General features: G+C 52.9%; 1 protein-coding gene. It reads left to right on the plus strand.

Annotated elements, in window-relative coordinates; all coding sequences use genetic code 11:
- Positions 1-26388, plus strand: coding sequence for a GEVED domain-containing protein (locus ACO08K_RS07150; RefSeq protein WP_421795703.1), 26388 nt, complete (start codon positions 1-3; stop codon positions 26386-26388).
- The last annotated feature ends 96 nt before the right edge of the window (positions 26389-26484 follow it).

Consider the following 26484-nt stretch of genomic DNA (forward strand, 5'->3'; position numbering starts at 1 on the left):
ATGAAAAATTCTACTAAGGTTTTTAATCCTGCACTCAACAAATGGATGAACCACATCACTTGTGCATTATTTGTTTTTGCGCTATCGGGCCTAAGCCACCAGCTCCAAGCCCAGTCGGGTAAGGCCTTCCGGGACTTTAACGGCGATGGCCTGCAAACCGGAGCAGAACCCGGAGTAGAAGGTATCATCGTCAAGCTATATGGCAACGCGACCCCTCCTTTGACTGATCAGCTGATCGGTTCAACCACAACAACAGCCGATGGTTCCTATAATTTTGCGACTTCGCTTGCATCAGGCCGTGCCGCCAACCCTGGCGAACGTCTGCGTATAGAGTTTGAAATTCCCCCCTCTTTCAAGTGCGGATTGGCCAATCAGGTAGATTTCGCCAGTGTTGCAGGGGAAATTTATGGCACCAGTGTTCAGTTCATCACCGGGCAACAGAGCAACGTCAACCTGGCCCTAAACTACCCTGGCCAATGGGTCGAAAGCAACAACCCTGATGTTTTTCTACCTTGCTATTTTTTTGGGGACAACGTGAACGGAGACAACGATGTAAAAAATGCTGCGGGCCTGGTGACCTACAAATTTCTCGACAATGGTATTCCCATCTCACATAGCAACAGCACCGGAGCCCCCAACCCTACCATGCTGTCTACCTATGCTGAAGTAGGGGCGTTGTATGGGGTGGCTTTTTCTCGTCAAGCAAAAAAAATCTTCAGCTCGGCAGTGATGCGGCGCCATACTGCTTTTGGTCCACTGGGATCAGGAGGGATTTACATGGTCGATCCCTACGCCGCAGGCTCTCCAACTTATAATTTTTTGGATCTGGATGCCATCGGAATCGCTACCCGTGGTACTGGTGCATATCCTCCCAATCCAGGGAACAACACCAGCCCGGTCAGCACGGTCATCGGCACCAATGTTGAACGTGGTTTAAACCTCACCCCCTTCACACCCAGCACCGATTACGCGGCTGGTGATCAGGTCGGCAAAGTTTCAATTGGCGACATTGATATTTCTGATGACGGTCGCTACTTGTATGTCGTCAATTTGTTGGATCGGAAACTTTATGAAATTGATCTGGGCGACGCGTTAAATCCCACTGCGCCTACTTTGGCCAACGTGGCCACCCGCGTCAGAAGCTGGTCCATTCCTGACCCCGGCACCGACCCCAGGAGCGGCGAACAACGTCCCTGGGGCTTGAAATTTTACCGTGGCAAGTTGTATGTAGGTTTGGTTTTGAGTGGGCAGGATATCAACGGGAATGTGGTCAGTGAAATCACTTCCGACGGAGACGGAGCTCAAGTGCGTGGTTATGTGTACGAGTTTAGCCCCGCTGGTGCTGGTACATTTAATACAACGCCACTCCTCGATTTTAGCTTCGATTACGGACGGGAACGCCCCTGGATTCCCTGGGGTTATAGTACCAACCCGGCACACCCCTCTCGCTATTTCACCGGTAACCAACGTGAAATAGCTGAACCCATCATTGCCGACATCGAATTTGATGATCAAGGCAGTATGTTGATTGGGGTTTTGGACCGCAAAGGCCACCAATACGCCATCAACAACAATGACTACAACGGAAATTTAATTGACTATGAGTACGCTACCGCTGGGGAATTGCTGCGTGCTCAGGTAAGCGAAACGCCACAGGGCTGTACCTACTCCATCGTGACCCGCTTCGGCACTGCTGATTATTACAACGACAACCTGGTTCACGACGAATCGGTTCAAGGCCCACTAGCCGTATTGCCCGGTGGTGGCGATGCAATCGCAGTGTGGTTGGACCCCATCCGGATTCGTTCGGGTGGTACCATCAGGCTCGACAACACTACCGGCCAGCGTGTTCCCAATTCCGCCTACGAAGTCACCGACGATCGCTTCACTACGGATGCGGGTATCGATCTTGATGCCACCCCAAGTAAAGCCAATGGTTTGGGCGACGTGGAGTTGAGTGGCGAAGTTGCTCCTCTGGAAATCGGGAACCGGGTCTGGGCGGACAAAGATGGGGACGGCATCCAGGATGGAGAGGAAAAAGGAATTGCCGGGGTCATGATCGAGTTGTACCTCGGCAATACCCTGGTAGCCCAAACCACCACAAATGCCAGTGGGAATTTTTATTTCAACGACAGCAATGTCACACTTGCTGGTGAAAGCGGGTTAAGGCCTAACACGACTTATGCCATCCGAATTCCAGCAACGCAGTACAATAACGGTGGCGTGACAGGTTCTCCATTGCAAAGAATGTTGTTGACCGATTTTAAAGCCAGTGGTGCTGGTCTGGTCAATTTGAGCGACAATGACGCTGCCTTGAATGCAGGCCTGGCCCAAATCACGGCCACCACTGCTGATTATGGTGAAAATGACCATTCTTTTGACTTTGGGTTTGTCCCCGTTGATTATGGTGATTTGCCCGCTCCATACCACACTGCCATTGCAGACAATGGCCCATCTCACTTATTGGGGTCTGTGTTAAAATTGGGTGCAACGGTAGACTATGACAACAATGGAGTCCCCAGCGCCAATGCAACGGGCGATGATACAGAAGTAAGCGATGATGACAATGGTGATGACGAAAATGGTGTAAACTTACCCATGTTTATTCGCAATAAAGCCGCAGACCTGGTTATCGCAGTCATGAACGAAACCGGAAGCCCGGCAAAATTAGTGGGCTATTTTGATTGGAATGGCGACGGCGATTTTAATGACACCAATGAAATGTATGCAGTAGCAGTGGCTACCGGAGCGGTTAGTGCCACCCTTGATGACGTCACGCCTCCAGCAACAGCAGTGTTGAACCGCCCAATTGGCATCCGTTTCCGCATCAGTACCGACGCCACATTTGCCATCAACATGTCCCCCGATGGCCCACTTCCCGACGGTGAAGTAGAAGATTATGTAGCCAGCGTCATGGCTTTTGATTTTGGCGACCTCAACGATGCCCTTAGCAGCACTGCTGGCGACCCCAACGTTGCCGTTCCTGCCGATCACCGTACCCTGAGCAATGACAATGGTCCTAGCCATAAATTGCGTACCAATGCCACCGGAGATCAGGTGATATTGAAAATCGGGGCTTTGGCAGACGATGAATTGGACGGGCAGCCTTCTTTGACCGCCGGGCTTACCGGTGGTGACGACAACAGTGCCCCCGCTCCTGGCGGCGCTGATGATGAAGACGGCATTACCGCTGGCAACGCTCCTTCCTTGATCATTTCCCAAACAACCAATCTGGTCGTTCCAGTGATGAACCTAACTGGGGAGGATGCCAAACTCAGCGTATACCTTGATTTTGATAAAAATGGCGATTTTGATGCTGGAGAAATGTTCTCTACCCTAGTTCCTAATGGTTCCACTACTGCAACGGTCGCTATCGTTGTACCGCTAAGTGCAGTATTGGGTCAGGATTTGGGTTTGAGAATGCGCCTCGCCGATGCGGATGAACCAATGTCACCCTATGGTCAGGCACAATCTGGTGAGGTCGAAGATTATATGGTTAGAATCAGTGGACTGGATTACGGCGACTTGCCCCCAAATTATCCTACCCTGCTTGCCGACAATGGCCCACGTCATGTGGTTGTGCCCAATCCACCGGTTTATTTAGGTGCAACTGTAGACCTTGAATCAGACGGGCAACCGGATGCGGATGCCGGAGAACTAGACGGTGGAGACGATTCCAGTGAAGACGATGACGAAGATGGGGTCATCGAACCTGCAATGATTTTTCAGGGCGAAACTGCTGTATTCCAACTTAGTGTCGTGAACAAAAGTGCAAGTATTGCTTACGTATACGGCTACATCGATTGGAACAATGATGATGATTTTAATGATGCAGAAGAAGTCCAGTTTGGCACAGTAGCAGCAAATACCAACACGCTGCTGAACCTGACTTTTAATGTTCCAATTAATGCCACCATCAATACAGACCTTGGTGCTCGTTTCCGGATTGGCACCGTCCAGGATCAAATTGATCAAGCCACGGGCCTGGCCACTGATGGTGAAGTGGAAGACTACCTCGTGCGGGTCAAAGGCCTGGACTATGGCGACTTACCTCCAACCTACGTGACGCTAGAAACCAACGATGGCCCTCGCCATGGCGTGAGTGAAACCCCTACCGTATACCTGGGTACTCAACCCGATGTTGAGGCCAATGGCCAGCCCGACGCCGATGCCGGCGAAATAAACGGTGGTGACGGTGCTGATGAAGATGGCATCACCGAACCTGCCATGATCTTCCAGGGCGAAACTGCCCGTTTCTCGGTGAATGTAACGACCAATACGACGGCGTATGTCTATGGCTACATCGACTGGAACAACGATAAAGACTTTAATGATGCGGAAGAGATTCAGTGGGCTAGTACTGGCTCTTCGGGAGTAGTAACCTTGAATTTTAATGTACCGCTGAACGCCGTGATCAATACTGACTTGGGTGCTCGTTTCCGCATCGGCACGGTACAGGATCAAGTAGATCAAGCGACTGGTTTTGCCATGGACGGCGAGGTTGAAGACTATCTTGTAAAAGTGAAAGGCCTTGACTGGGGGGATCTACCTCCATCTTATGCGACGATCGACACTCAGGATGGTCCTCGCCATGGGGTGAGTGAAACACCAACCGTTTATCTTGGAGCTAGTGTGGATACAGATGCCGATGGCCAACCCGACAGTGATGCCGGGGAAGTCAACGGTGGTGACGATGGTGATGAAAGCGACGATGAAAATGGGGTGATTAAACCTGCGATGATCTTCCAGGGCGAACAAGCCAGCTTCACCGTGAATGTGACGACCAACACTACTGCCTATGTCTATGGTTACATCGACTGGAACAACGACGATGACTTCAATGATGCAGGTGAAGTACAGTGGACCACAGCTACCAGCACGGGTCCAGTGGCTTTGACCTTTAATGTGCCACTGAACGCTGTAATCAACACCGATCTGGGAGCCCGTTTCCGGGTAGGTACCGTCCAGGATCAAGTGGATCAGGCGACTGGCTTTGCGATGGACGGGGAAGTGGAAGACTACCTGATTCGGGTGAAAGGTTTGGATTATGGTGACTTGGCAGACACCCAACCGGGAGTCAGCACTGGCGATTATCAAACACTCTATACTAACAATGGCCCACGCCACGCAGTAGCCGAAACCCCTGTCATCTACCTGGGTGCCAGCGTAGATGTAGACACCGATGGCCAACCCGACCTGGGTGCTGGCGAAGACGGCACCAATGGTGACGACAATGACACTGATGGTGACGACGAAAACGGCGTGACCAAACCAGTCATGATCTTCCAGGGCGAAAACGCCGCATTTACGGTGAATGTGACAACCAACACCAATGTGTTCGTCTACGGCTACATCGACTGGAACAACGACGGCGACTTCAATGACGCTGGCGAAGTGCAATCAACAAGCACTGCAGCAACTGGTCCGGTAACATTGACCTTTGCAGTACCGATTAATGCTGTGGCCGGAGTGAACTTGGGTGCCCGCTTCCGCGTAGGTAGCATCGAGGCTCAGGTAAACACCCCTCTTGGTTTTGCCATGGACGGGGAAGTCGAAGACTACCTGGTGACGGTAAAAGCACTGGATTATGGCGATTTACCTGCTCCATATTTGACTTTGGAAGCCGCTGATGGCCCCCGCCACGCAATAGCTCCAACACCTGAACTCTACCTAGGTACCGTAGTGGACATCGATCCCGACGGCCAACCCGATGCAGATGCTGGGGAAGTAGACGGCGGTGACGACGGCGACTCTACCGGTGGCGACGACGAAGACGGAGTGATTGAACCCGCAATGCTCTTCCAGGGTGAAACTGCCGCCTTCCAGGTTGCAGTGGTGAACAAGACAGCGAGCCTGGCTTATGTTTACGGCTACATCGACTGGAACAAGGACGGTGACTTTGTGGATGCCGATGAGGTGCAAAGCACCACGGTGGCTGCCAACACCAGCACGACAGTAACCTTGACTTTCAACGTACCACTCAACGCGACCATCAACACTGACCTCGGTGCCCGCTTCCGCGTAGGTACCATCCAGGACGAAGTAGATCAAGCCACAGGTTTTGCCATGAACGGCGAAGTGGAAGACTACCTGGTTCGGGTCAAAGGCCTGGACTACGGCGACTTACCTCCAACCTATGTAACACTAGAGACCAATGATGGCCCTCGTCACGGTGTGAGTGAAAACCCAAGCGTTTACCTGGGCACTGCTCCCGATGTAGAAGCTGACGGCCAGCCCGATGCCGACGCTGGTGAGACTGGCAATGGCGATGGTGCTGATGAAAACGGAATTGTAGAACCTGCAATGATCTTCCAGGGTGAAGAAGCAAAATTCACCGTCAATGTAGTGACCAATACCACCGCGTATGTCTACGGCTACATCGACTGGAACAATGATAAAGACTTTAATGACGCTGAAGAAGTTCAGTGGACCAGTGTAACGGCTTCTGGACCAGTAGTACTGACCTTCAATGTACCCCTGAACGCTGTAATCAATAGCGACCTGGGTGCCCGCTTCCGCATCGGTACCGTTCAAGATCAGGTGGATAGCCCGATCGGCTTTGCCATGGACGGGGAGGTGGAAGACTATGAAGTACGGGTGAAAGGCCTGGATTACGGCGACTTGCCTGCGAGCTATGCGACACTTGAAGCCAACGACGGCCCTCGCCACGGCATCGCCGAAACACCAACAACCTACCTGGGCGCTGGTGTGGATGTAGAACCCAATGGCCAACCCGACAGTGATGCTGGCGAAGTAGACGGCGGCGACGGTGCCGATGAAAACGGCGTAATCGAACCTACGATGATCTTCCAAGGCGAACAGGCCAGCTTCACCGTGAACGTAACCACCAACACCACCGCATATGTGTACGGTTACATCGACTGGAACAATGACGATGACTTCAACGACGCAGGTGAAGTACAGTGGACAACTGCTGCGGCAACTGGCCCAGTAACTTTGACCTTTGATGTACCTTTGAACGCCGTAATCAACAGCGACCTGGGTGCCCGTTTCCGCGTAGGTACCGTCCAGGATCAGGTGGATCAGGCCACCGGCTTTGCCATGGACGGGGAAGTGGAAGACTACCTCGTTCGGGTCAAAGGTTTGGATTATGGTGACTTGGCAGACACTCAACCGGGTGTGAGCACGGGTGACTACCAGACCATTGAGGCCAACAACGGCCCTCGCCACGCAATCGCAGAAACACCTGCCATCTACCTGGGTGCGAGTGTAGATGTAGACACCGATGGTCAACCCGACTTGGGTGCTGGCGAAGACGGCACCAACGGTGATGACAACGACACTGATGGTGACGACGAAAACGGCGTGACCAAACCAATCATGATTTTCCAGGGCGAAAACGCCGCCTTCACGGTGAACGTGACAACCAACACCAATGTGTTCGTCTACGGCTACATCGACTGGAACAACGACGGCGACTTCAACGACGCTGGCGAAGTACAGTCGACGAGCACCGCAACAACGGGTCCAGTAACCCTGACCTTTGCCGTACCACTCAATGCAGTAGCCGGAGTAAACCTCGGCGCCCGCTTCCGCGTAGGTAGCGTCGAGGCTCAGGTAAACACCCCTCTTGGTTTTGCCATGGACGGGGAAGTCGAAGACTACCTGGTGACGGTAAAAGCACTGGATTATGGCGATTTACCTGCTCCATATTTGACTTTGGAAGCCGCTGATGGCCCCCGCCACGCAATAGCTCCAACACCTGAACTCTACCTAGGTACCGTAGTGGACATCGATCCCGACGGCCAACCCGATGCAGATGCTGGGGAAGTAGACGGCGGTGACGACGGCGACTCTACCGGTGGCGACGACGAAGACGGAGTGATTGAACCCGCAATGCTCTTCCAGGGTGAAACTGCCGCCTTCCAGGTTGCAGTGGTGAACAAGACAGCGAGCCTGGCTTATGTTTACGGCTACATCGACTGGAACAAGGACGGTGACTTTGTGGATGCCGATGAGGTGCAAAGCACCACGGTGGCTGCCAACACCAGCACGACAGTAACCTTGACTTTCAACGTACCACTCAACGCGACCATCAACACTGACCTCGGTGCCCGCTTCCGCGTAGGTACCATCCAGGACGAAGTAGATCAAGCCACAGGTTTTGCCATGAACGGCGAAGTGGAAGACTACCTGGTTCGGGTCAAAGGCCTGGACTACGGCGACTTACCTCCAACCTATGTAACACTAGAGACCAATGATGGCCCTCGTCACGGTGTGAGTGAAAACCCAAGCGTTTACCTGGGCACTCAACCAGACGTAGAAGCTGACGGCCAGCCCGATGCTGACGCTGGCGAGACCGGCAATGGCGACGGAGCAGATGAAAACGGAGTTGTAGAACCCGCAATGATCTTCCAAGGTGAAGAAGCAAAATTCACGGTAAATGTAGTCACCAATACCACTGCGTATGTTTACGGCTACATCGACTGGAACAACGATAAAGACTTTAATGACGCTGAAGAAATTCAGTGGACCAGTGTAACGGCGAGTGGCGCAGTAGTGCTGACCTTCAATGTACCTCTGAACGCGGTAATCAACAGCGACCTGGGTGCCCGCTTCCGCATCGGTACTGTTCAAGATCAAGTGGATAGCCCAATTGGCTTCGCCATGGACGGTGAAGTGGAAGACTACGAAGTACGGGTCAAAGGCCTGGATTACGGCGACTTGCCCGCGAGCTATGCGACACTTGAAGCCAATGACGGCCCACGCCACGGCATTGCTGAAACGCCAACGACCTATTTGGGCGCTGGTGTTGATGTCGAAGCAGACGGACAACCGGATGCAGATGCTGGTGAAATCAACGGCGGCGATGGTGCCGATGAAAATGGCGTTATCGAACCTGCCATGATCTTCCAGGGCGAACAGGCCAGCTTCACCGTAAACGTGACCACCAACACTACTGCATATGTCTACGGTTACATCGACTGGAACAACGACGATGACTTCAATGATGCAGGTGAAGTACAGTGGACAACTGCTGCGGCAACTGGCCCAGTAACTTTGACCTTTGATGTACCCCTGAACGCCGTAATCAACAGCGACCTGGGAGCCCGCTTCCGCGTAGGTACCGTCCAGGATCAGGTGGATCAGGCGACTGGCTTTGCAATGGACGGGGAAGTAGAAGACTACCTCGTTCGGGTCAAAGGTTTGGATTATGGTGACTTGGCAGACACTCAACCGGGTGTGAGCACGGGTGACTACCAGACCATTGAGGCCAACAATGGCCCTCGCCACGCAGTAGCTGAAACCCCAACGATCTACCTGGGTGCCAGTGTAGATGTAGACACCGATGGTCAACCCGACTTGGGTGCTGGCGAAGACGGCACCAATGGTGACGACAACGACACTGACGGTGACGATGAAAACGGCGTGGCCAAACCAGTCATGATCTTCCAGGGTGAGAACGCCGCCTTCACGGTGAACGTGACCACCAACACCAATGTGTTCGTCTACGGCTACATCGACTGGAACAACGACGGCGACTTCAACGACGCTGGCGAAGTACAATCAACAAGCACTGCAACAACCGGCCCAGTAACCCTGACCTTCAACGTACCGCTCAACGCAGTGGCCGGAGTAAACCTCGGCGCCCGCTTCCGCGTAGGTAGCGTTGAAGCTCAGGTAAACACCCCTCTTGGTTTTGCCATGGACGGGGAAGTCGAAGACTACCTGGTGACGGTAAAAGCACTGGATTATGGCGATTTACCAAGCCCATACCTGACTTTGGAAGCCGCTGATGGCCCCCGCCACGCAGTAGCTCCAACTCCTGAACTCTACCTGGGTACCGTAGTGGACATCGATCCCGACGGTCAACCCGATGCAGATGCAGGGGAAGTAGACGGCGGTGACGGCGGTGACGACGGTGACTCCACGGGCGGCGACGACGAAGACGGGGTGATTGAACCTGCGATGCTCTTCCAGGGTGAAACTGCGGCCTTCCAGGTTGCAGTAGTGAACAAGACAGCGAGCCTGGCCTATGTTTACGGCTACATCGACTGGAACAAGGATGGTGATTTTGCCGATGCCGATGAGGTGCAAAGCACCTCGGTGGCTGCGAACACCAGCGCGACGGTGACCCTTACCTTCAATGTGCCTTTGAACGCCACCATCAACACTGACTTAGGTGCTCGCTTCCGCGTAGGTACCATCCAGGACGAAGTAGATCAAGCCACTGGTTTTGCCATGAACGGCGAAGTGGAAGACTACCTGGTGCGGGTCAAAGGCCTGGATTATGGCGACTTACCTCCAACCTATGTAACACTAGAAACCAACGATGGCCCTCGCCACGGTGTGAGTGAAAACCCAGGCGTTTACCTGGGCACTCAACCAGACGTAGAAGCTGACGGCCAGCCCGATGCTGACGCTGGTGAGACCGGCAATGGTGATGGTGCTGATGAAAACGGAATTGTAGAACCTGCGATGATCTTCCAGGGTGAAGAAGCAAAATTCATAGTAAACGTAGTGACCAATACTACGGCTTATGTATATGGTTACATTGACTGGAACAAAGATGGCGACTTTAGCGATGCAGACGAAGTGCAATTCGCGACTGTTGCTGCGACTGGTCCAGTAGTACTGACCTTCAATGTACCCCTCAACGCGGTAATCAACAGCGACCTGGGTGCCCGCTTCCGCATCGGTACCGTACAAGATCAAGTGGATAGCCCGATTGGTTTTGCCATGGACGGTGAAGTGGAAGACTACGAAGTACGGGTCAAAGGCCTGGATTACGGCGACTTGCCCGCGAGCTATGCGACACTTGAAGCCAACGACGGCCCACGTCACGGCATCGCCGAAACACCAACGACCTACCTGGGCGCCGGAGTAGATGTGGAAGCAGACGGACAACCGGATGCAGACGCAGGTGAAATCAACGGTGGCGATGGTGCCGATGAAAATGGCGTAATCGAACCTGCCATGATCTTCCAAGGCGAACAGGCCAGTTTCACCGTGAATGTGACCACTAACACCACCGCATATGTGTACGGCTACATCGACTGGAACAACGACGATGACTTCAATGACGCTGGCGAAGTACAGTGGACAACTGCTGCGGCAACGGGCCCAGTAACTTTGACCTTTGATGTACCACTGAACGCCGTAATCAACAGCGACCTGGGTGCCCGTTTCCGCGTAGGTACGGTACAGGATCAAGTGGATCAGGCGACTGGCTTTGCGATGGACGGGGAAGTGGAAGACTACCTCGTTAGGGTCAAAGGTTTGGATTATGGTGACTTGGCAGACACCCAACCAGGTGTAAGCACCGGTGACTACCAGACCCTTGAGGCCAACAACGGCCCACGCCATGCAGTAGCAGAAACCCCTGCAATCTACCTGGGTGCCAGCGTAGATGTAGACAGCGATGGTCAACCCGATCTCGGTGCTGGCGAAGACGGCACCAATGGTGATGACAACGACACTGATGGTAACGATGAAAACGGCGTGACCAAACCAGTGATGATCTTCCAGGGCGAAAACGCTGCCTTCACGGTGAACGTGACCACAAACACCAATGTGTTCGTCTACGGCTACATCGACTGGAACAACGACGGCAAGTTTGATGGCCCAGGCGAAGTACAATCAACAAGCACCGCAGCAACTGGTCCGGTAACATTGACCTTTGCAGTACCGATTAATGCTGTGGCCGGAGTGAACTTGGGTGCCCGCTTCCGCGTAGGTAGCATCGAGGCTCAGGTAAACACACCCCTTGGTTTTGCCATGGACGGGGAAGTGGAGGACTACCTCGTGACGGTAAAAGCCCTGGATTATGGCGACTTACCTGCTCCATATTTGACTTTGGAAGCCGCTGATGGCCCTCGCCATGCGGTAGCTCCAACTCCTGAACTCTACCTGGGTACCGTAGTGGACATCGATCCCGACGGCCAACCTGATGCAGACGCTGGCGAAACCGACGGTGGTGATGACGGTGACTCCACCGGTGGCGACGACGAAGACGGGGTAATTGAACCCGCGATGCTCTTCCAGGGTGAAACTGCGGCCTTCCAGGTTGCAGTGGTGAACAAAACAGCGAGCCTGGCTTATGTTTACGGCTACATCGACTGGAACAAGGACGGTGATTTTGCCGATGCCGAAGAGGTGCAAACCACGACGGTAGCTGCCAACACCAGCGCGACGGTGACTTTGACTTTCAACGTACCACTCAACGCGACCATCAACACTGACCTAGGTGCCCGCTTCCGGGTAGGTACCGTCCAGGACGAAGTGGATCAAGCCACTGGATTTGCCATGAATGGGGAAGTGGAAGATTACCTCGTTCGGGTCAAAGGCCTGGACTACGGCGACTTACCTCCAACCTATGTGACACTAGAAACCAATGACGGTCCTCGCCATGGGGTGAGTGAAAACCCAAGCGTTTACCTGGGTACAGCTCCCGATGTAGAAGCAGACGGCCAGCCAGATGCTGACGCTGGTGAGACTGGTAATGGCGATGGTGCAGATGAAAACGGAGTTGTAGAACCCGCAATGATCTTCCAGGGTGAAGAAGCAAAATTCACGGTAAATGTAGTGACCAATACCACCGCGTATGTGTACGGCTACATTGACTGGAACAACGATAAAGACTTTAATGACGCTGAAGAAATTCAGTGGAACAGTGTAACGGCGAGTGGCGCAGTAGTGCTGACCTTCAATGTACCTCTGAACGCGGTAATCAACAGCGACCTGGGTGCCCGCTTCCGCATCGGTACCGTTCAAGATCAGGTGGATAGTCCGATCGGCTTTGCGATGGACGGAGAGGTGGAAGACTATGAAGTACGGGTGAAAAGCCTGGATTACGGCGACTTGCCCGCGAGCTATGCGACACTTGAAGCCAACGACGGCCCTCGCCACGGCATTGCCGAAACACCAACGACCTACCTGGGCGCTGGTGTGGATGTGGAAGCCGATGGCCAACCGGATGCAGATGCCGGTGAAATCAACGGTGGCGACAGTGGCGATGAAAATGGCGTAGTTGAACCTGCGATGATCTTCCAGGGCGAACAGGCCAGTTTCACCGTGAACGTGACCACCAACACCACCGCATATGTGTACGGTTACATCGACTGGAACAACGACGATGACTTCAACGACGCTGGCGAAGTACAGTGGACTACAGCTACCAGCACGGGTCCAGTAACTTTGACCTTTGATGTACCTTTGAACGCCGTAATCAACACCGACCTGGGTGCCCGTTTCCGCGTTGGTACCGTCCAGGATCAAGTGGATCAGGCGACTGGCTTTGCGATGGACGGGGAAGTGGAAGACTACCTCGTTCGGGTCAAAGGTTTGGATTATGGTGACTTGGCAGACACCCAACCAGGTGTAAGCACCGGTGACTACCAGACCCTTGAGGCCAACAACGGCCCACGCCATGCAGTAGCAGAAACCCCTGCAATCTACCTGGGTGCCAGCGTAGATGTAGACAGCGATGGTCAACCCGATCTCGGTGCTGGCGAAGACGGCACCAATGGTGATGACAACGACACTGATGGTAACGATGAAAACGGCGTGACCAAACCAGTGATGATCTTCCAGGGCGAAAACGCTGCCTTCACGGTGAACGTGACCACAAACACCAATGTGTTCGTCTACGGCTACATCGACTGGAACAACGACGGCAAGTTTGATGGCCCAGGCGAAGTACAATCAACAAGCACCGCAGCAACTGGTCCGGTAACATTGACCTTTGCAGTACCGATTAACGCTGTAGCTGGAACCCCACTCGGCGCCCGCTTCCGCGTAGGTAGCATCGAGGCTCAGGTAAACACTCCCCTTGGTTTTGCCATGGACGGGGAAGTCGAAGACTACCTCGTGACCGTAAAAGCCCTGGATTATGGCGACTTACCAAGCCCATACCTGACTTTGGAAGCTGCCAATGGCCCTCGCCACGCGGTAGCTCCAACTCCTGAACTCTACCTGGGTACCGTAGTGGACATCGATCCCGACGGCCAACCCGACGCTGACGCTGGCGAGACCGACGGCGGTGACGACGGTGACTCCACGGGCGGCGACGACGAAGACGGGGTGATTGAACCTGCGATGCTCTTCCAGGGGGAAACTGCGGCCTTCCAGGTTGCAGTGGTGAACAAAACAGCGAGCCTGGCCTATGTTTACGGCTACATCGACTGGAACAAGGATGGTGATTTTGCCGATGCCGAAGAGGTGCAAACCACGACGGTAGCTGCCAACACCAGCGCGACAGTGACTTTGACCTTCAACGTACCACTCAACGCCACCATCAACACTGACCTGGGTGCCCGCTTCCGCGTCGGTACCGTCCAGGATGAAGTGGATCAAGCCACCGGATTTGCCATGAACGGCGAGGTGGAAGACTACCTGGTGCGGGTGAAAGGCCTGGACTATGGTGACTTACCTAGCCCATTGTACGCAACGACGGAAACCAACGACGGTCCACGCCACGGGGTGAGTGAAGATCCGAAGGTATACATTGGCACCAAGCCTGATGTTGAACCAGACGGCCAACCGAATGGTACAGCAACAGGTGATGGAGCAGACGAAGATGGGGTAACGCCCCCAGCGATGTTGTTCCAAGGTGAGACTGCGAGCTTCACGGTTAACGTAACGACAAATACAACCGCGTACCTGTATGGGTACATCGACTGGAATAAAGATGGAGACTTTGGGGATGCAGACGAAGTTCAGTTTGCAACAGTAGCAGCCACTGGGCCAGTCACCTTGACGTTCAATGTACCACTTGGTGCAGTGATCAACAGCGACCTGGGTGCACGTTTCCGCTTGGGAACGGTACAGGATCAGGTGGATCAGGCGACAGGTTTTGCGATGGATGGAGAAGTAGAAGATTACCTGGTGCGGGTGAAAGGCCTTGATTATGGTGACTTGCCGAATCCATATGCGACGCTTGAAGCCAACGATGGCCCACGTCACGGCATCGCCGAAACACCAACGACCTACCTGGGCGCTGGAGTAGATGTGGAAGCAAATGGACAACCAGATGCAGATGCAGGTGAAATCAATGGCGGCGATGGTGCCGATGAAAACGGCGTTATCGAACCTGCGATGATCTTCCAGGGCGAGAAGGCTAGCTTCACAGTGAACGTAACCACCAACACCACCGCTTATGTGTACGGCTACATCGACTGGAATGGCGATAAAGATTTCAACGACGCAAACGAAGCCCAGTGGACTACAGCTACCAGCACGGGTCCAGTAACATTGACTTTCAATGTGCCGCTGAACGCAGTGATCAATACCGATCTGGGTGCTCGCTTCCGCGTAGGTACCGTCCAGGATCAGGTGGATCAAGCCACTGGCTTTGCGATGGACGGCGAAGTGGAAGACTACCTCGTACAGGTGAAAGGCCTGGATTACGGCGACTTACCTGACTTCTTTGCCAACGTAAGCACCGGAGACTATCAAACAAATTATGCAAATAACGGCCCCCGCCACGCTGTGCCCGCCACCCCAAAACTGTTCTTAGGTACAGTGGTTGACGTCGATGCCGATGGTCAACCCGACCTCGGGGCTGGTGAAGATGGTACAGGCGGTGACGACAATGATGGTGATGCAAGTGATGATGAAGATGGCGTAGTTGGCCCACCGATGATTTTCCGTGGAGAAGAAGCCAGCTTTGCAGTTACCTTGAACCTGACGAACCTGACGGGCACTACCGGCTATGTTTATGGCTACATCGACTGGAATGGCAACGGTATTTTGGGTGATACTCCTGCGGAAATAGCAAGTGGCTCTAGTGCCGCAAGCGGCCCGATTACCCTGATCTTCGATGTACCGCTGGGCGCAGTAGCCAACAGCAATCTGGGTGCCCGCTTCCGGGTAGGTAGTGTAGAAAGTCAGGTAAATGTACCCAACGGCTTTGCGATGGACGGTGAAGTGGAAGACTACCTGGTACGAGTCAAAGGCCTGGACTTTGGTGACTTGCCACTGCCTTACGCCACACTTGACAGCCAAGATGGCCCACGCCATGCAGTCAGCGAAACCCCTCAAGTTTACCTGGGTAGCACCGTCGACATCGACGATGACGGCCAACCCGATGCAGACGCTGGCGAACTCGACGGTGGTGATGATGGCGACGCAACGGGCGGTGATGATGAAGATGGAGTGATTGAACCCGCAATGTTGTTCCGCGGAGAGACCGCCACCTTCCGGGTAGCAGCGGTGAACAATAGCGCAAACACAGCTTATGTATACGGCTACATCGACTGGAACAAGGATGGTGACTTTGCGGATGCCGATGAAGTACAATTTGCGACCGTTGCTGCCAACAGCAACACAAGCGTCAACCTGACTTTCAATGTGCCTCTGAACGCAGTAATCAACAGAGATTTGGGTGCTCGTTTCCGGGTAGGTACCGTCCAGGATGAAGTGGATCAAGCCACCGGCTTTGCCATGAACGGGGAAGTGGAAGACTACCTGGTACGGGTCAAAGGCCTGGATTTTGGGGATTTACCTCCTAGTTACGCAACAACCGATAACAACGACGGCCCACGGCATGCCCAATCCGAGAACCCACAACTCTATTTTGGCGGTAAGCCAGATGTGGAACTCGATGGACAGCCCGATCCAAATGCTGGCGAAACTGGAAACGGTGACGGTGTGGATGAAGATGGCATTGTAGAGCCAGCGATGCTCTTCCGTGGCGAAGAGGCTCGTTTCAAAATAAATGTAAGGAATACGAGTGGTCAAACAGCCTTTATTTATGGCTACATTGACTGGAATAACGATGATAAATTTGATGGTCCTGCTGAAGTAGCCAGTGCTACACTGGCTGGATCGGGCATGATTGAACTGGTTTACCAGGTTCCTCAAAATGCCGTGATCAATACCGACCTGGGTGTCAGATTCCGGATTGGTACCGTGCAGGATCAAGTGGATCAAGCCACTGGTTTTGCGATGGACGGGGAAGTAGAAGACTACCTGATCCAGGTGAAAGGACTCGACTTCGGTGACGCTGGTGAGACCTTCCCGACCACCGATGCGCAGGATGGCGCTCGTCATGGCGTTACCGATCCTGCAAGCTTGTACTTTGGGACTACGGTGGATGTAGAACTGGACGGCCAGCCCGACGACGACGCTGGTGAAACTGGTGGTGGTGACGATGGCAACGGAGATGATGAAGATGGCGTAAGTATGCTGGATGCCAACGGCAACCCAAGCATGCTGATCACCTGTTTGGAAACGACCATGCGCATCAATACTGTAATTCCGGTCGGGCAAACTGCCTACCTGCAAGGCTGGATCGACTTCAATGACGATGGCGATTGGGCGGATGCGGGTGAGCAGGTAGCCAAGGATATCGCCTTGACTAGCGCGAATGGCACCTACTATTTGACGTTCAAGGTGCCTTGTGATGCCAAAGTGACGCCTCGTACCTTCTTGCGTTTCCGCTTGAGTACAACTCCAGGATTGAGCTACACTGGCTTTGCCATGGACGGGGAAGTAGAAGATTACGTAGAAGTGCTCAAAGGCCTTGACTTCGGCGACTTGCCGACCAAGCCTGGTACTGCCCTGTTCCCAACCACCTTGGCCGACAATGGTCCGCACCATGTATTTGACCCAACTGCCCCTGCGCTGACACTGGGCAGCAACCTGGATGCTGATCTTGATGGCACCCCATCGACTTTTGCCGATGGTGATGACAAAGCCGATGGATCAGATGATGAGGATGGCATTACCTTCCTGACTCCGCTGCTCCCCGGCCAACAGGCTTGTATCGAGATCGATGCGGTTAACAACACTGGCCAAACTACCTACCTGTATGCGTACATGGATTACGATGGTGACTGCGTTTTGGCACCACTGTTCAACATTCCTGTACCTGCGGGCGGCTTAAACAACTTCCGTTATTGCTTCACAGTACCCAGCGATAATTCAACGAGTGGGGCTATGGCCTTCTTCCGCTTCCGTTTGGGCACGAATGCCAATGAAGTCAACGTTCCGACGGGACTTGCAATGAATGGTGAAGTGGAAGATTATAAAGTTAGTTTGTACAAAGTAGGTAACCTGGTATGGGAAGACCGCAACAACAACGGCCTTCAGGACAATGCTGAAAAAGACCTGGGTATCAATGGAGTGCCCGTAGCCCTGGTGTATGCTGGAGCAAATGGTACCATTGAAACGGACTTGAGTACACTACCTTCTTCCGGCGGAATAGGTGCAGGCGATGACTATGTCTTGTACACCACCACGGCGAGTGTGACCTTCGGCGACGGTGTAGTGACCAAAGGCATCTACTACTTCTGTGGCTTGATTGAAGGCAAATACGACATTGTCTTCTTCGATCCAAAATCAGGTACGGCTACCCTGCCCAACAACATCTCCCAATCGGTGGATGAAGACAAGGACAGTGATGGCTTAGGTATTACCGTTCCCGCCAATACACCAAAACGCAGCCACACAGGCTTGTTTATGCTGAGTGGCGACCTGGTAAAAACAGAAGCAGGCATTGGGGACCAAGACTTGTCCAAAGCTCCAAATACCAACGATGTACTGGGTTATCCCGACAATCGGGTAGATCAGCGCTACGATCAGGGTTACATCTTCCTGGATTATGGAGATTTACCACAGGAGACTGAACTGGCTACTGCGCACTACAATACCACGAATGCCGAAAACGGCCCTCGTCACTTGGTGAAACCAGACTTCTATCTGGGTGCATCCATCGATGCAGAAACCGATGGCCAACCGGATGATCAAGCTGGATCAGGTGCTTACGGCCCAAGTGAAGGGGATGATGCAGCGAATACTGATCCAAACGCCTGGAAATACGGAGTAGGCAACGATGACGAAGACGGCATCAAATTCCTGACCCCGCTGATCCCTGGCTACGAGGCTTGTATTGAGTTGAAATACGTCCTTCCCGACAACTTCAATGGCCCTGACGGCTACTTGAATGCCTGGATTGACTACAACGGCAACGGTACTCTGGACGCTGGTGAAAAACTGGCCTGGACGAAAATCAATGGAGCTATCGCGCCGATTGAACCGACCACCGGAGCGCTGGAGTTGGATAAAATCTACATGATCAACGGTGGAGGTAAAGTGATCGTTTGCTTCAAAGTACCTGCCGATGCAGCCTACTTTGATGGCAACATCTTCAGCCGCTTCCGTTTGAGCGAAAACCCACGCCTGAGCCCTGATGGCATCCTGCCCGCAGAATCGGGTTACCCCAACGGGAAGATCCCTTGTGGTGAAGTGGAAGACTACTTCATGAAGCTCTCCAAAGTGGGCAACCTGGTATGGGAAGACCGCAACTACAATGGCCTTCAGGATGCTGGTGAGCCACCGATCAAAGGTGTACCGATGAAATTGGAATACGCGGGTCTGGATGGCGTGTTTGGCTCTGCCAACAAAGCCACTGACCTGGAATACACCTACCTGGATACCACCGATGCCAGTGGCCGCTACTACTTCTGTGGCTTGATTGGGGACAATGACTACGATCCATCCGGGGTTGACACGGCAGTGTACAAACTGACGGCACAAGACCCTGCGGGAATGACCCCCACCATGGACCTGAACAGTGCAGCTGCTTGTGAGAAGACCGATGCCAATGGCAACGATACAAACATTGATGATAAAGTGACCAGCGAGGTGTTCGCCATTGACAACCCAATGGGCTTGTGCAAAAATGAACTGCACCCCGTGGGCATCAACGACCAGGGCACCGTGGGTACCTTCCCGGATATGCAGGTAGACGAAACGCATGACTTTGCTTATGTGGGCTTCGACTATGGTGACTTACCCGTTGCAGGCACCAACTACCTGACCCTGCGCGACTCCCTCTCGGTGGCCTTTAGTGGCAAATTTGGCCCACGCCACGCCATCCAACCCAAACTCTACCTGGGTGAAGGTGTCGATGGTGAACTGAATGGCCAGCCCGATGCCGATGCGGGCAGCAAAAACGGAGGTGACGACGATGGCCAGGGCTTATTTGGCAAAGGATCATTTGCGGATGATGAAACCGGTGTACGCCTGCTCAGCCCAATGATCCCCGGTGAACTGGCTTACCTCAAAGTGACCTACACCTCACAGGATACGGTTATTGCAGGAGGCTATGCCAACAAAGATCCGTACTTGCGCTCCTTCATCGACTTCAATGGTGATGGCGACCTCAATGACGCTGAGGATGTGCTGAGCTTTACTGCCATGGGTACCAATATGAGTACTTTGGCCAACATCACCGCAACGGATAACCCAATCCTGCCCGGTGGAGTAAACCAAATGCGGGTACTGGCCTTCCGGGTACCACTTACCGCTACTTACCGCGACGGCACGGCCTTTATCCGCCACCGCCTGAGCTGGGAAGCGAATCTGGGACCAGACAACAATGCCTTCCACACCGCAACTTCCCCATTTGTGAATACGGCTTTGGCCTACCCACGGGGTGAAGTGGAAGACTACGCAGTACCGGTAGCCAAAGTGGGTAACCTCTCCTGGTTCGACCACGATGCGAAAGGTGATCAGAACGAAAATGACTTTGTGAAAGATCTGCAACTGGTGTTAGTTTGGGGCGGTATCGATGAAACTTCTGGTCAATTCGATACAGTGGGTTACCAAAGCACTATGGGCTCAGCCGGTAGCGTGACAGATGTACTATACAACTTGTCGATCGTTCCAAACGGTACAGCCACCATGCCCCCAGCCAGCAACGACACACCCGGTCAGGTTGTAAAAACCAACGCTCAGGGCTTGTACTCCTTCCAGGGTTTGATTCCTGGAAACTACTACCTGGTGCCTTTGAAATACTTGCAGCCTGATTCAGCCAGCTTTGTGAATGCTTATCCCAAGCACCGGGTCTTGACCCTGAAGGACAACCTGGGATCGGATGATCAAAACGACAGCGACGGCATGCCAGGAGCACTGATCCGCATCAATGACGGCAATGGCCGTGAACCAGAAGTTTGTGTGAGCCCCCAACCTAAGGGTGAGCGTGGCAAACTGGATTCACTGGATGCCGAGAACATGAAGTTGATGTCGGGTCGCCCATTCCCCGATAGTTTGTACAACCAGACCATCGACTTCGGCTGGGTGGATGAACCGAACATCGAAGCCAACCTGGACATCGTAGGGGTTTATTTCCCAACCAGCCAGATTTGTGGCAACTTCAATGTGATCTTGCACATGTGTGTGAAAAACCCACAAGAAGTACCACTCGATAGCTTACAAGCCTTCCTGAACCTGAAGGATGCCTACGGAGATGCCTTGTACACGGCTACCAAGCCAGTGGTGAGCATTGCCGATAGTGCCTATGTCAAAGGTCCGGCTTATGGCAAATTCCGCAAGTCGCAAGTGGGAGCCAAAGCACAACTGGTGCCCAACCCGAACTACGATGGGGTGACCGATACCCGATTGCTGGTTCCAACTAGCGAGGACGCGAACTTCGTACTCAAGGGTGACTCAGTAGTTTGTATCCGCGTTGAGTTTGAGATTGATCCAAACAAAACGACCAAATACCCTTGGATGTCGCAGGGCAGCGTGACGACTCGTGCAGTAGGACTCACTCCTACTGGAACCAAACGGCCACTGACCGACTACTTTGTGAAGAGCCCTCGTTTTGGCAAGCACATTGTAGTGAGCGATCTGACGGATGAAATCGACGACCCAACACTTGAAGGAGATAGGATCGCCTTTGAAGGTACGGTAGCTGACCGTGATTACAGCTCGACTGATACCGACAAGTACCTGGACGAAAACAACAAAACGGTACAAAACGACGAGTGCTGGATCAAAACCCAGTGGGTATCTGGTCAGCACGATGTGAAGGTGGCCCTCAACAGCAAGTGTGAAGCCATCATCAATGCCGAGATTTTTGTACCGAACTTCGATCCAGCTTGTGGTTTTGACAAGTACACCGAAGGCAGCTACTACGCAGTGATCATTCAGGACAAGTGGACTTTGGAAACCGTATGGACTTCCGACGATCCTCGTCCATTTGATGCCCGCAATTACTGGGGCCGCAACCTCATCTACAAGGTGAAGAGTGTAGCCAATCATTGTTACCCAATCTGGGGTGAATTCATTCTGGAAGACAAGATTGCTCCAGTGGTGAAATGTGCTCCTGAAACGGACCGCAAAGTGGTGGGCAGTACGCCAAGTGGCACTTATACCTTCGTATGTACGGACATCGACAGCATCCTGAATGTGAAGAAGTCTTGGACGAATACGAATTATGCTTACTACACCGGAGTGGCAGTAGCCAATGACTCTTGTGGCAATACCTGGTTGGACAATGTGAGTGACGTACTGGAAGTGCTGGCTGATTGTGACCAATCTGCCAATGCAGGCTTCGTCTACGCCCGCATCAAACGCAGCTTCATCTTCACGGATGAAAAAGGCAACCAGACGACTTGTGTGCAGATCATCAACTTCCGTCGCCCCCGCATTGTACTGCCCGAATGTAAGGTAGAAGTACCAAACAACCTGGCCAATGCTTCGGCCAATCTGTTGCCCGCTGATTTGATCAAGGCACCATTTAACCTGGCTGAATCTGTACCTTACTTCATCAATGGAGCAGGCAAGCGGATTTACCTAACGGGCCGTGACTATTGCAACCTGGCCGTAAACTACACCGATGAAACGGTCTTCACCATCGGTCAGTGTGGTCGCAAGATTGTACGCCGCTGGACTTTGCTCGACTGGTGTTATGGCCAAAAAGGCAATCAAACGGCTTACCCTGTGTACCACATCATTCCGGGTGCTGACGCCGATTGCTACGCAGATCTGACCTGGAACGAAGGCGCAAACATGTTGACTTGGGAACAGGTGATCATTGTGGGTGACAACGGCGATCCAATTGTGAAAGTACCTGACTTTGACCGTGATGGTGTGCAAGGCAGCGGCTACACCGGTGGAGAGCGTGATAACCCTGCAGTTGACAAACTGCCTGCTTACGACGCGGGTGACGTACTCGAGTTTTCTACTAGTCCAATGGACTGCCGCGGCAGCTACTTGTTCACTCGGGCCAACCTGGAAGTAATCGAACAAAGCAAGTGGTGCTTCGACCTGGAAGTGGTTGAACGCAAAGCCATCCTAGACCTGTTTGAGCGCCCCACCGGACGCTACGAATGGAAGAAAGATCCACAGGTGATCGTAAAAGGCGATTGTGACAAGGGCTACCAAATCACTGGTGTACCAATGGTTGGCAATTGGTTCTTGCGCCTGCGGGTGTACGACGTTTGTTACGGCGATACTGTGATCTACTACCCCATCCGGGCGGTAGACAAGATTGCTCCAACGATGGTATGCGACGACAAATTGGTGCTGACCCTCGATAACACGGGCTTTGGACACGTGAGTGCCGCCCAGGTTGACGAAGGCTCCAACGACAACTGTGGCAAAGTAGAATGGATGCGGGTACGCCGTCCGATTGCGGAAGAGTGCAACGCCAACTTTATTGGGGTCAAAGGAGTGGTGGACGCCAACAACAACGGCAAAATTGATCCTTACGATCCAACTGCTACCACACCACAGGATTACGTGGACGTGAACCGCAACCGCAAGGCCGATCCTGAAGAATACTTTGTGATCGATCCTAAATCGAAACTCTTGATGACGCCGCTGATGGATTCCATTCCATTCTTCTGCTGTGATCGGGGTTCGGTGATGGTTGAACTCTGGGGTGCCGACAAAGCTGGCAACCGCAACTACTGCTGGAAAACGATCAGCATCGAAGACAAAGTGGCCGCTACTTGTAGTGCACCATGGGACATCACCATCCACTGCGACGACAAACGCCTGGCGCAAATTGACGACAAAGTGGCCTCGGCGAAAGCCTTCGGCGACCTGATCATCAACAGTGGCGGCAATTGCAGCAAACTGGATACCAACTACACGGTGATCAAACGCCTGAAGTGTGGTGCCGGAACAATTGAGCGCATCTGGACCTTGACCAAACACAGCGACAAAGGTGATGTAGTCACCACTTGTAAGCAAGTGATCAAGGTATTGCCACTGCGGGAGTACAACATTTGTTTCCCTAAAGATGCCAGCTCTGATTGCAAAACACCAATCATCGATACGGTTCTGACAGATGAATTGGGCTGTGATATCCTGGCGGTGAATGTCACCGACAAACGTTACGACGCCTCTGACGATGAGTGCTACAAAATCTTCCGTACCTACACCGTGATCAACTGGTGTGCGTACTCGGATGAGTGTGGCGACCCTATGGCGGAAGGTCAGGTGTATGTGGTGGATCGGGCTAACTTTGGAAACTACGGCAAAGCTCCGATCTACGTACTGGTACGGGATAAGGATCGGAATGGGGATGAGGAATTCTATTTGTCCAAAGACCTGATTCCAAACAATACTGGTGACATCCAATTTACACCATCTTACTGCCCAGATGCCTTCAGTGGTAATCCTTATGGCTTGCCAGTGGGTGAGTACTACCACTCCTTCATGTACACCCAAATCATCAAGGTATACGACTCGGAGCGGCCAGTGGTAACGGGCATTCGCGATACCTTCTGTACGGATCCGGCAGCTTGTGCAGCGAGCATCACCAAAGTGGTAACGATCAAAGACAACTGTACGGATAACGTAGAGTTGGAACGTGGCATGTTGATGATTGCACCGCTACAAACCCTGGATGCAGGACTGATGATCACCTACAGTACCCCACGCTGGAGTGTGAAAGACTTGGGCAATGGCCAGTTTGAAATCAAGGTGGCCAACTTACCGGAAGGACTTCACGACCTGATTGTGGTAGGCCGCGACGAATGTGGCAACTTGAGTGTAGCTACCCGGATTCCATTCCTGGTCAAAGATTGCAAGGCACCAGCACCGATCTGTATCAATGGTTTGAGTACCGAACTGATGCCCGACGGACGTGGAAGCGGCATGATGACCGTATGGGCCAAGGATTTTGTGGCCTCTCCAATCTATGATTGCAATGGTCAGGGTCCTGAAACTGTGGATGGCCTCAAGGTGATCACCAAATACTCGATCAACCGGGTCGGTGAGCGCCCAAATCCAAACCAAACCAGCCTCTTGTTGAGCTGTGCGGATGCAGGCAAAAACATCCTGATTGAGCTGCATGCCTGGGACGAAGCAGGCAATCACGACTTCTGCGTGACCTACGTCGAAGTGCAGGACAACCGCAAAGTCTGCGCAGGCAGCGCTACCCTGGGAGAAGTCAGCGGTTTGATTACTACCGATGATCTGGAACCTGTCCTGGGAGTGAACGTCGACCTGAGTGGTGGTGCTCAAATGAACCAGAATACAGGTTCAAACGGGGTCTACCTCTTCGGCAACCTGACTAAGGGCAGTGACTACACGGTGAGCCCACAACTGGACAAAGACCACATCAATGGGGTATCGACGCTAGACCTTGTACACATCCAGAAACACATCCTGGGCGTCAAGGCGATCGACAATCCTTACCGCTTGATTGCAGCCGACGTGAACAACTCCAAGTCGATCTCTACCTTGGACATGATCCAAATCCGGAAGTTGATCCTGAGCATCGACACGAAGTTCACGAATGTGCCAAGCTGGAAGTTTATCGATGCAACGTACAAGTTCCCGGATCCTTCCAACCCATGGTCAGCGCAGTTCCCCGAAGTGGTGAATGTGAACGACCTGGAAGGTAAGGTGAAGGCCGACTTCATCGCCATCAAAATGGGGGATGTGAATGGCAATGCCAGTGCCAGCGGAGCTGTTGCAACAGAAACCCGCAGTGACAAGGCCATGATCATCACCACGGAGGAGCAACAACTGCAAAATGGACAAAGCTACACGGTGGTATTCAAAGCCAAAGACCTGGCCAAAATCCAGGGGTATCAGTTCACGCTGAGCGTTGACCCTAGCCTGGCCACCATCGAAGGCATTGATTACACTGGCGTAATGAAAGCCGAGAATTTTGGAATATTCGCCAAAAACGGGATGATTACTACCTCCTTCGTACGGGCACCCCTCGCGGGTGCCCCAGCGGGGAGCGCCGAAGGCGAGACCATCATTTTTACTTTGAAACTGAAAGCCGAATCCAATACCGCCCTCAGCGAGGTTTTGGCACTGAGCAATCGACTAACATCGGTGGAGGCTTACAACCAATCCGAAGAAGTAATGGGTGTCCAACTGGCCTTTGGAGCTGAAGCAGTCGCCGAGCGTGCTGCGCTGCGCCAAAACGTCCCCAACCCATTCTCGGAGGAAACTGTGGTAGGGTTCTATTTGCCAAAGGCATGCAAGGCAGTATTGAGCATTCGTGATGTGAAAGGAGCTTTGATCTATAGGGTAGAAGGAAACTACGCCAAGGGCAACAACCAATTGATCCTCAAACAGGAGCAATTGCGGGCTAGCGGGGTTTTGTACTATACTCTGGAAACAAGTGACTTCGTCGATACCAAAAAAATGGTGCTTTTGAATCGATAGTTCACAAGCAATCAACAACTGATTTAACAGGCGCTGCATTCATTTGGAGCGCCTGTTTTTTTGTCGAATGACCAGCAACATCTTTTTACAACACAA

The organism is Haliscomenobacter sp. (assembly GCF_965225875.1).
In the GTDB taxonomy this organism is placed as follows: domain Bacteria; phylum Bacteroidota; class Bacteroidia; order Chitinophagales; family Saprospiraceae; genus Haliscomenobacter.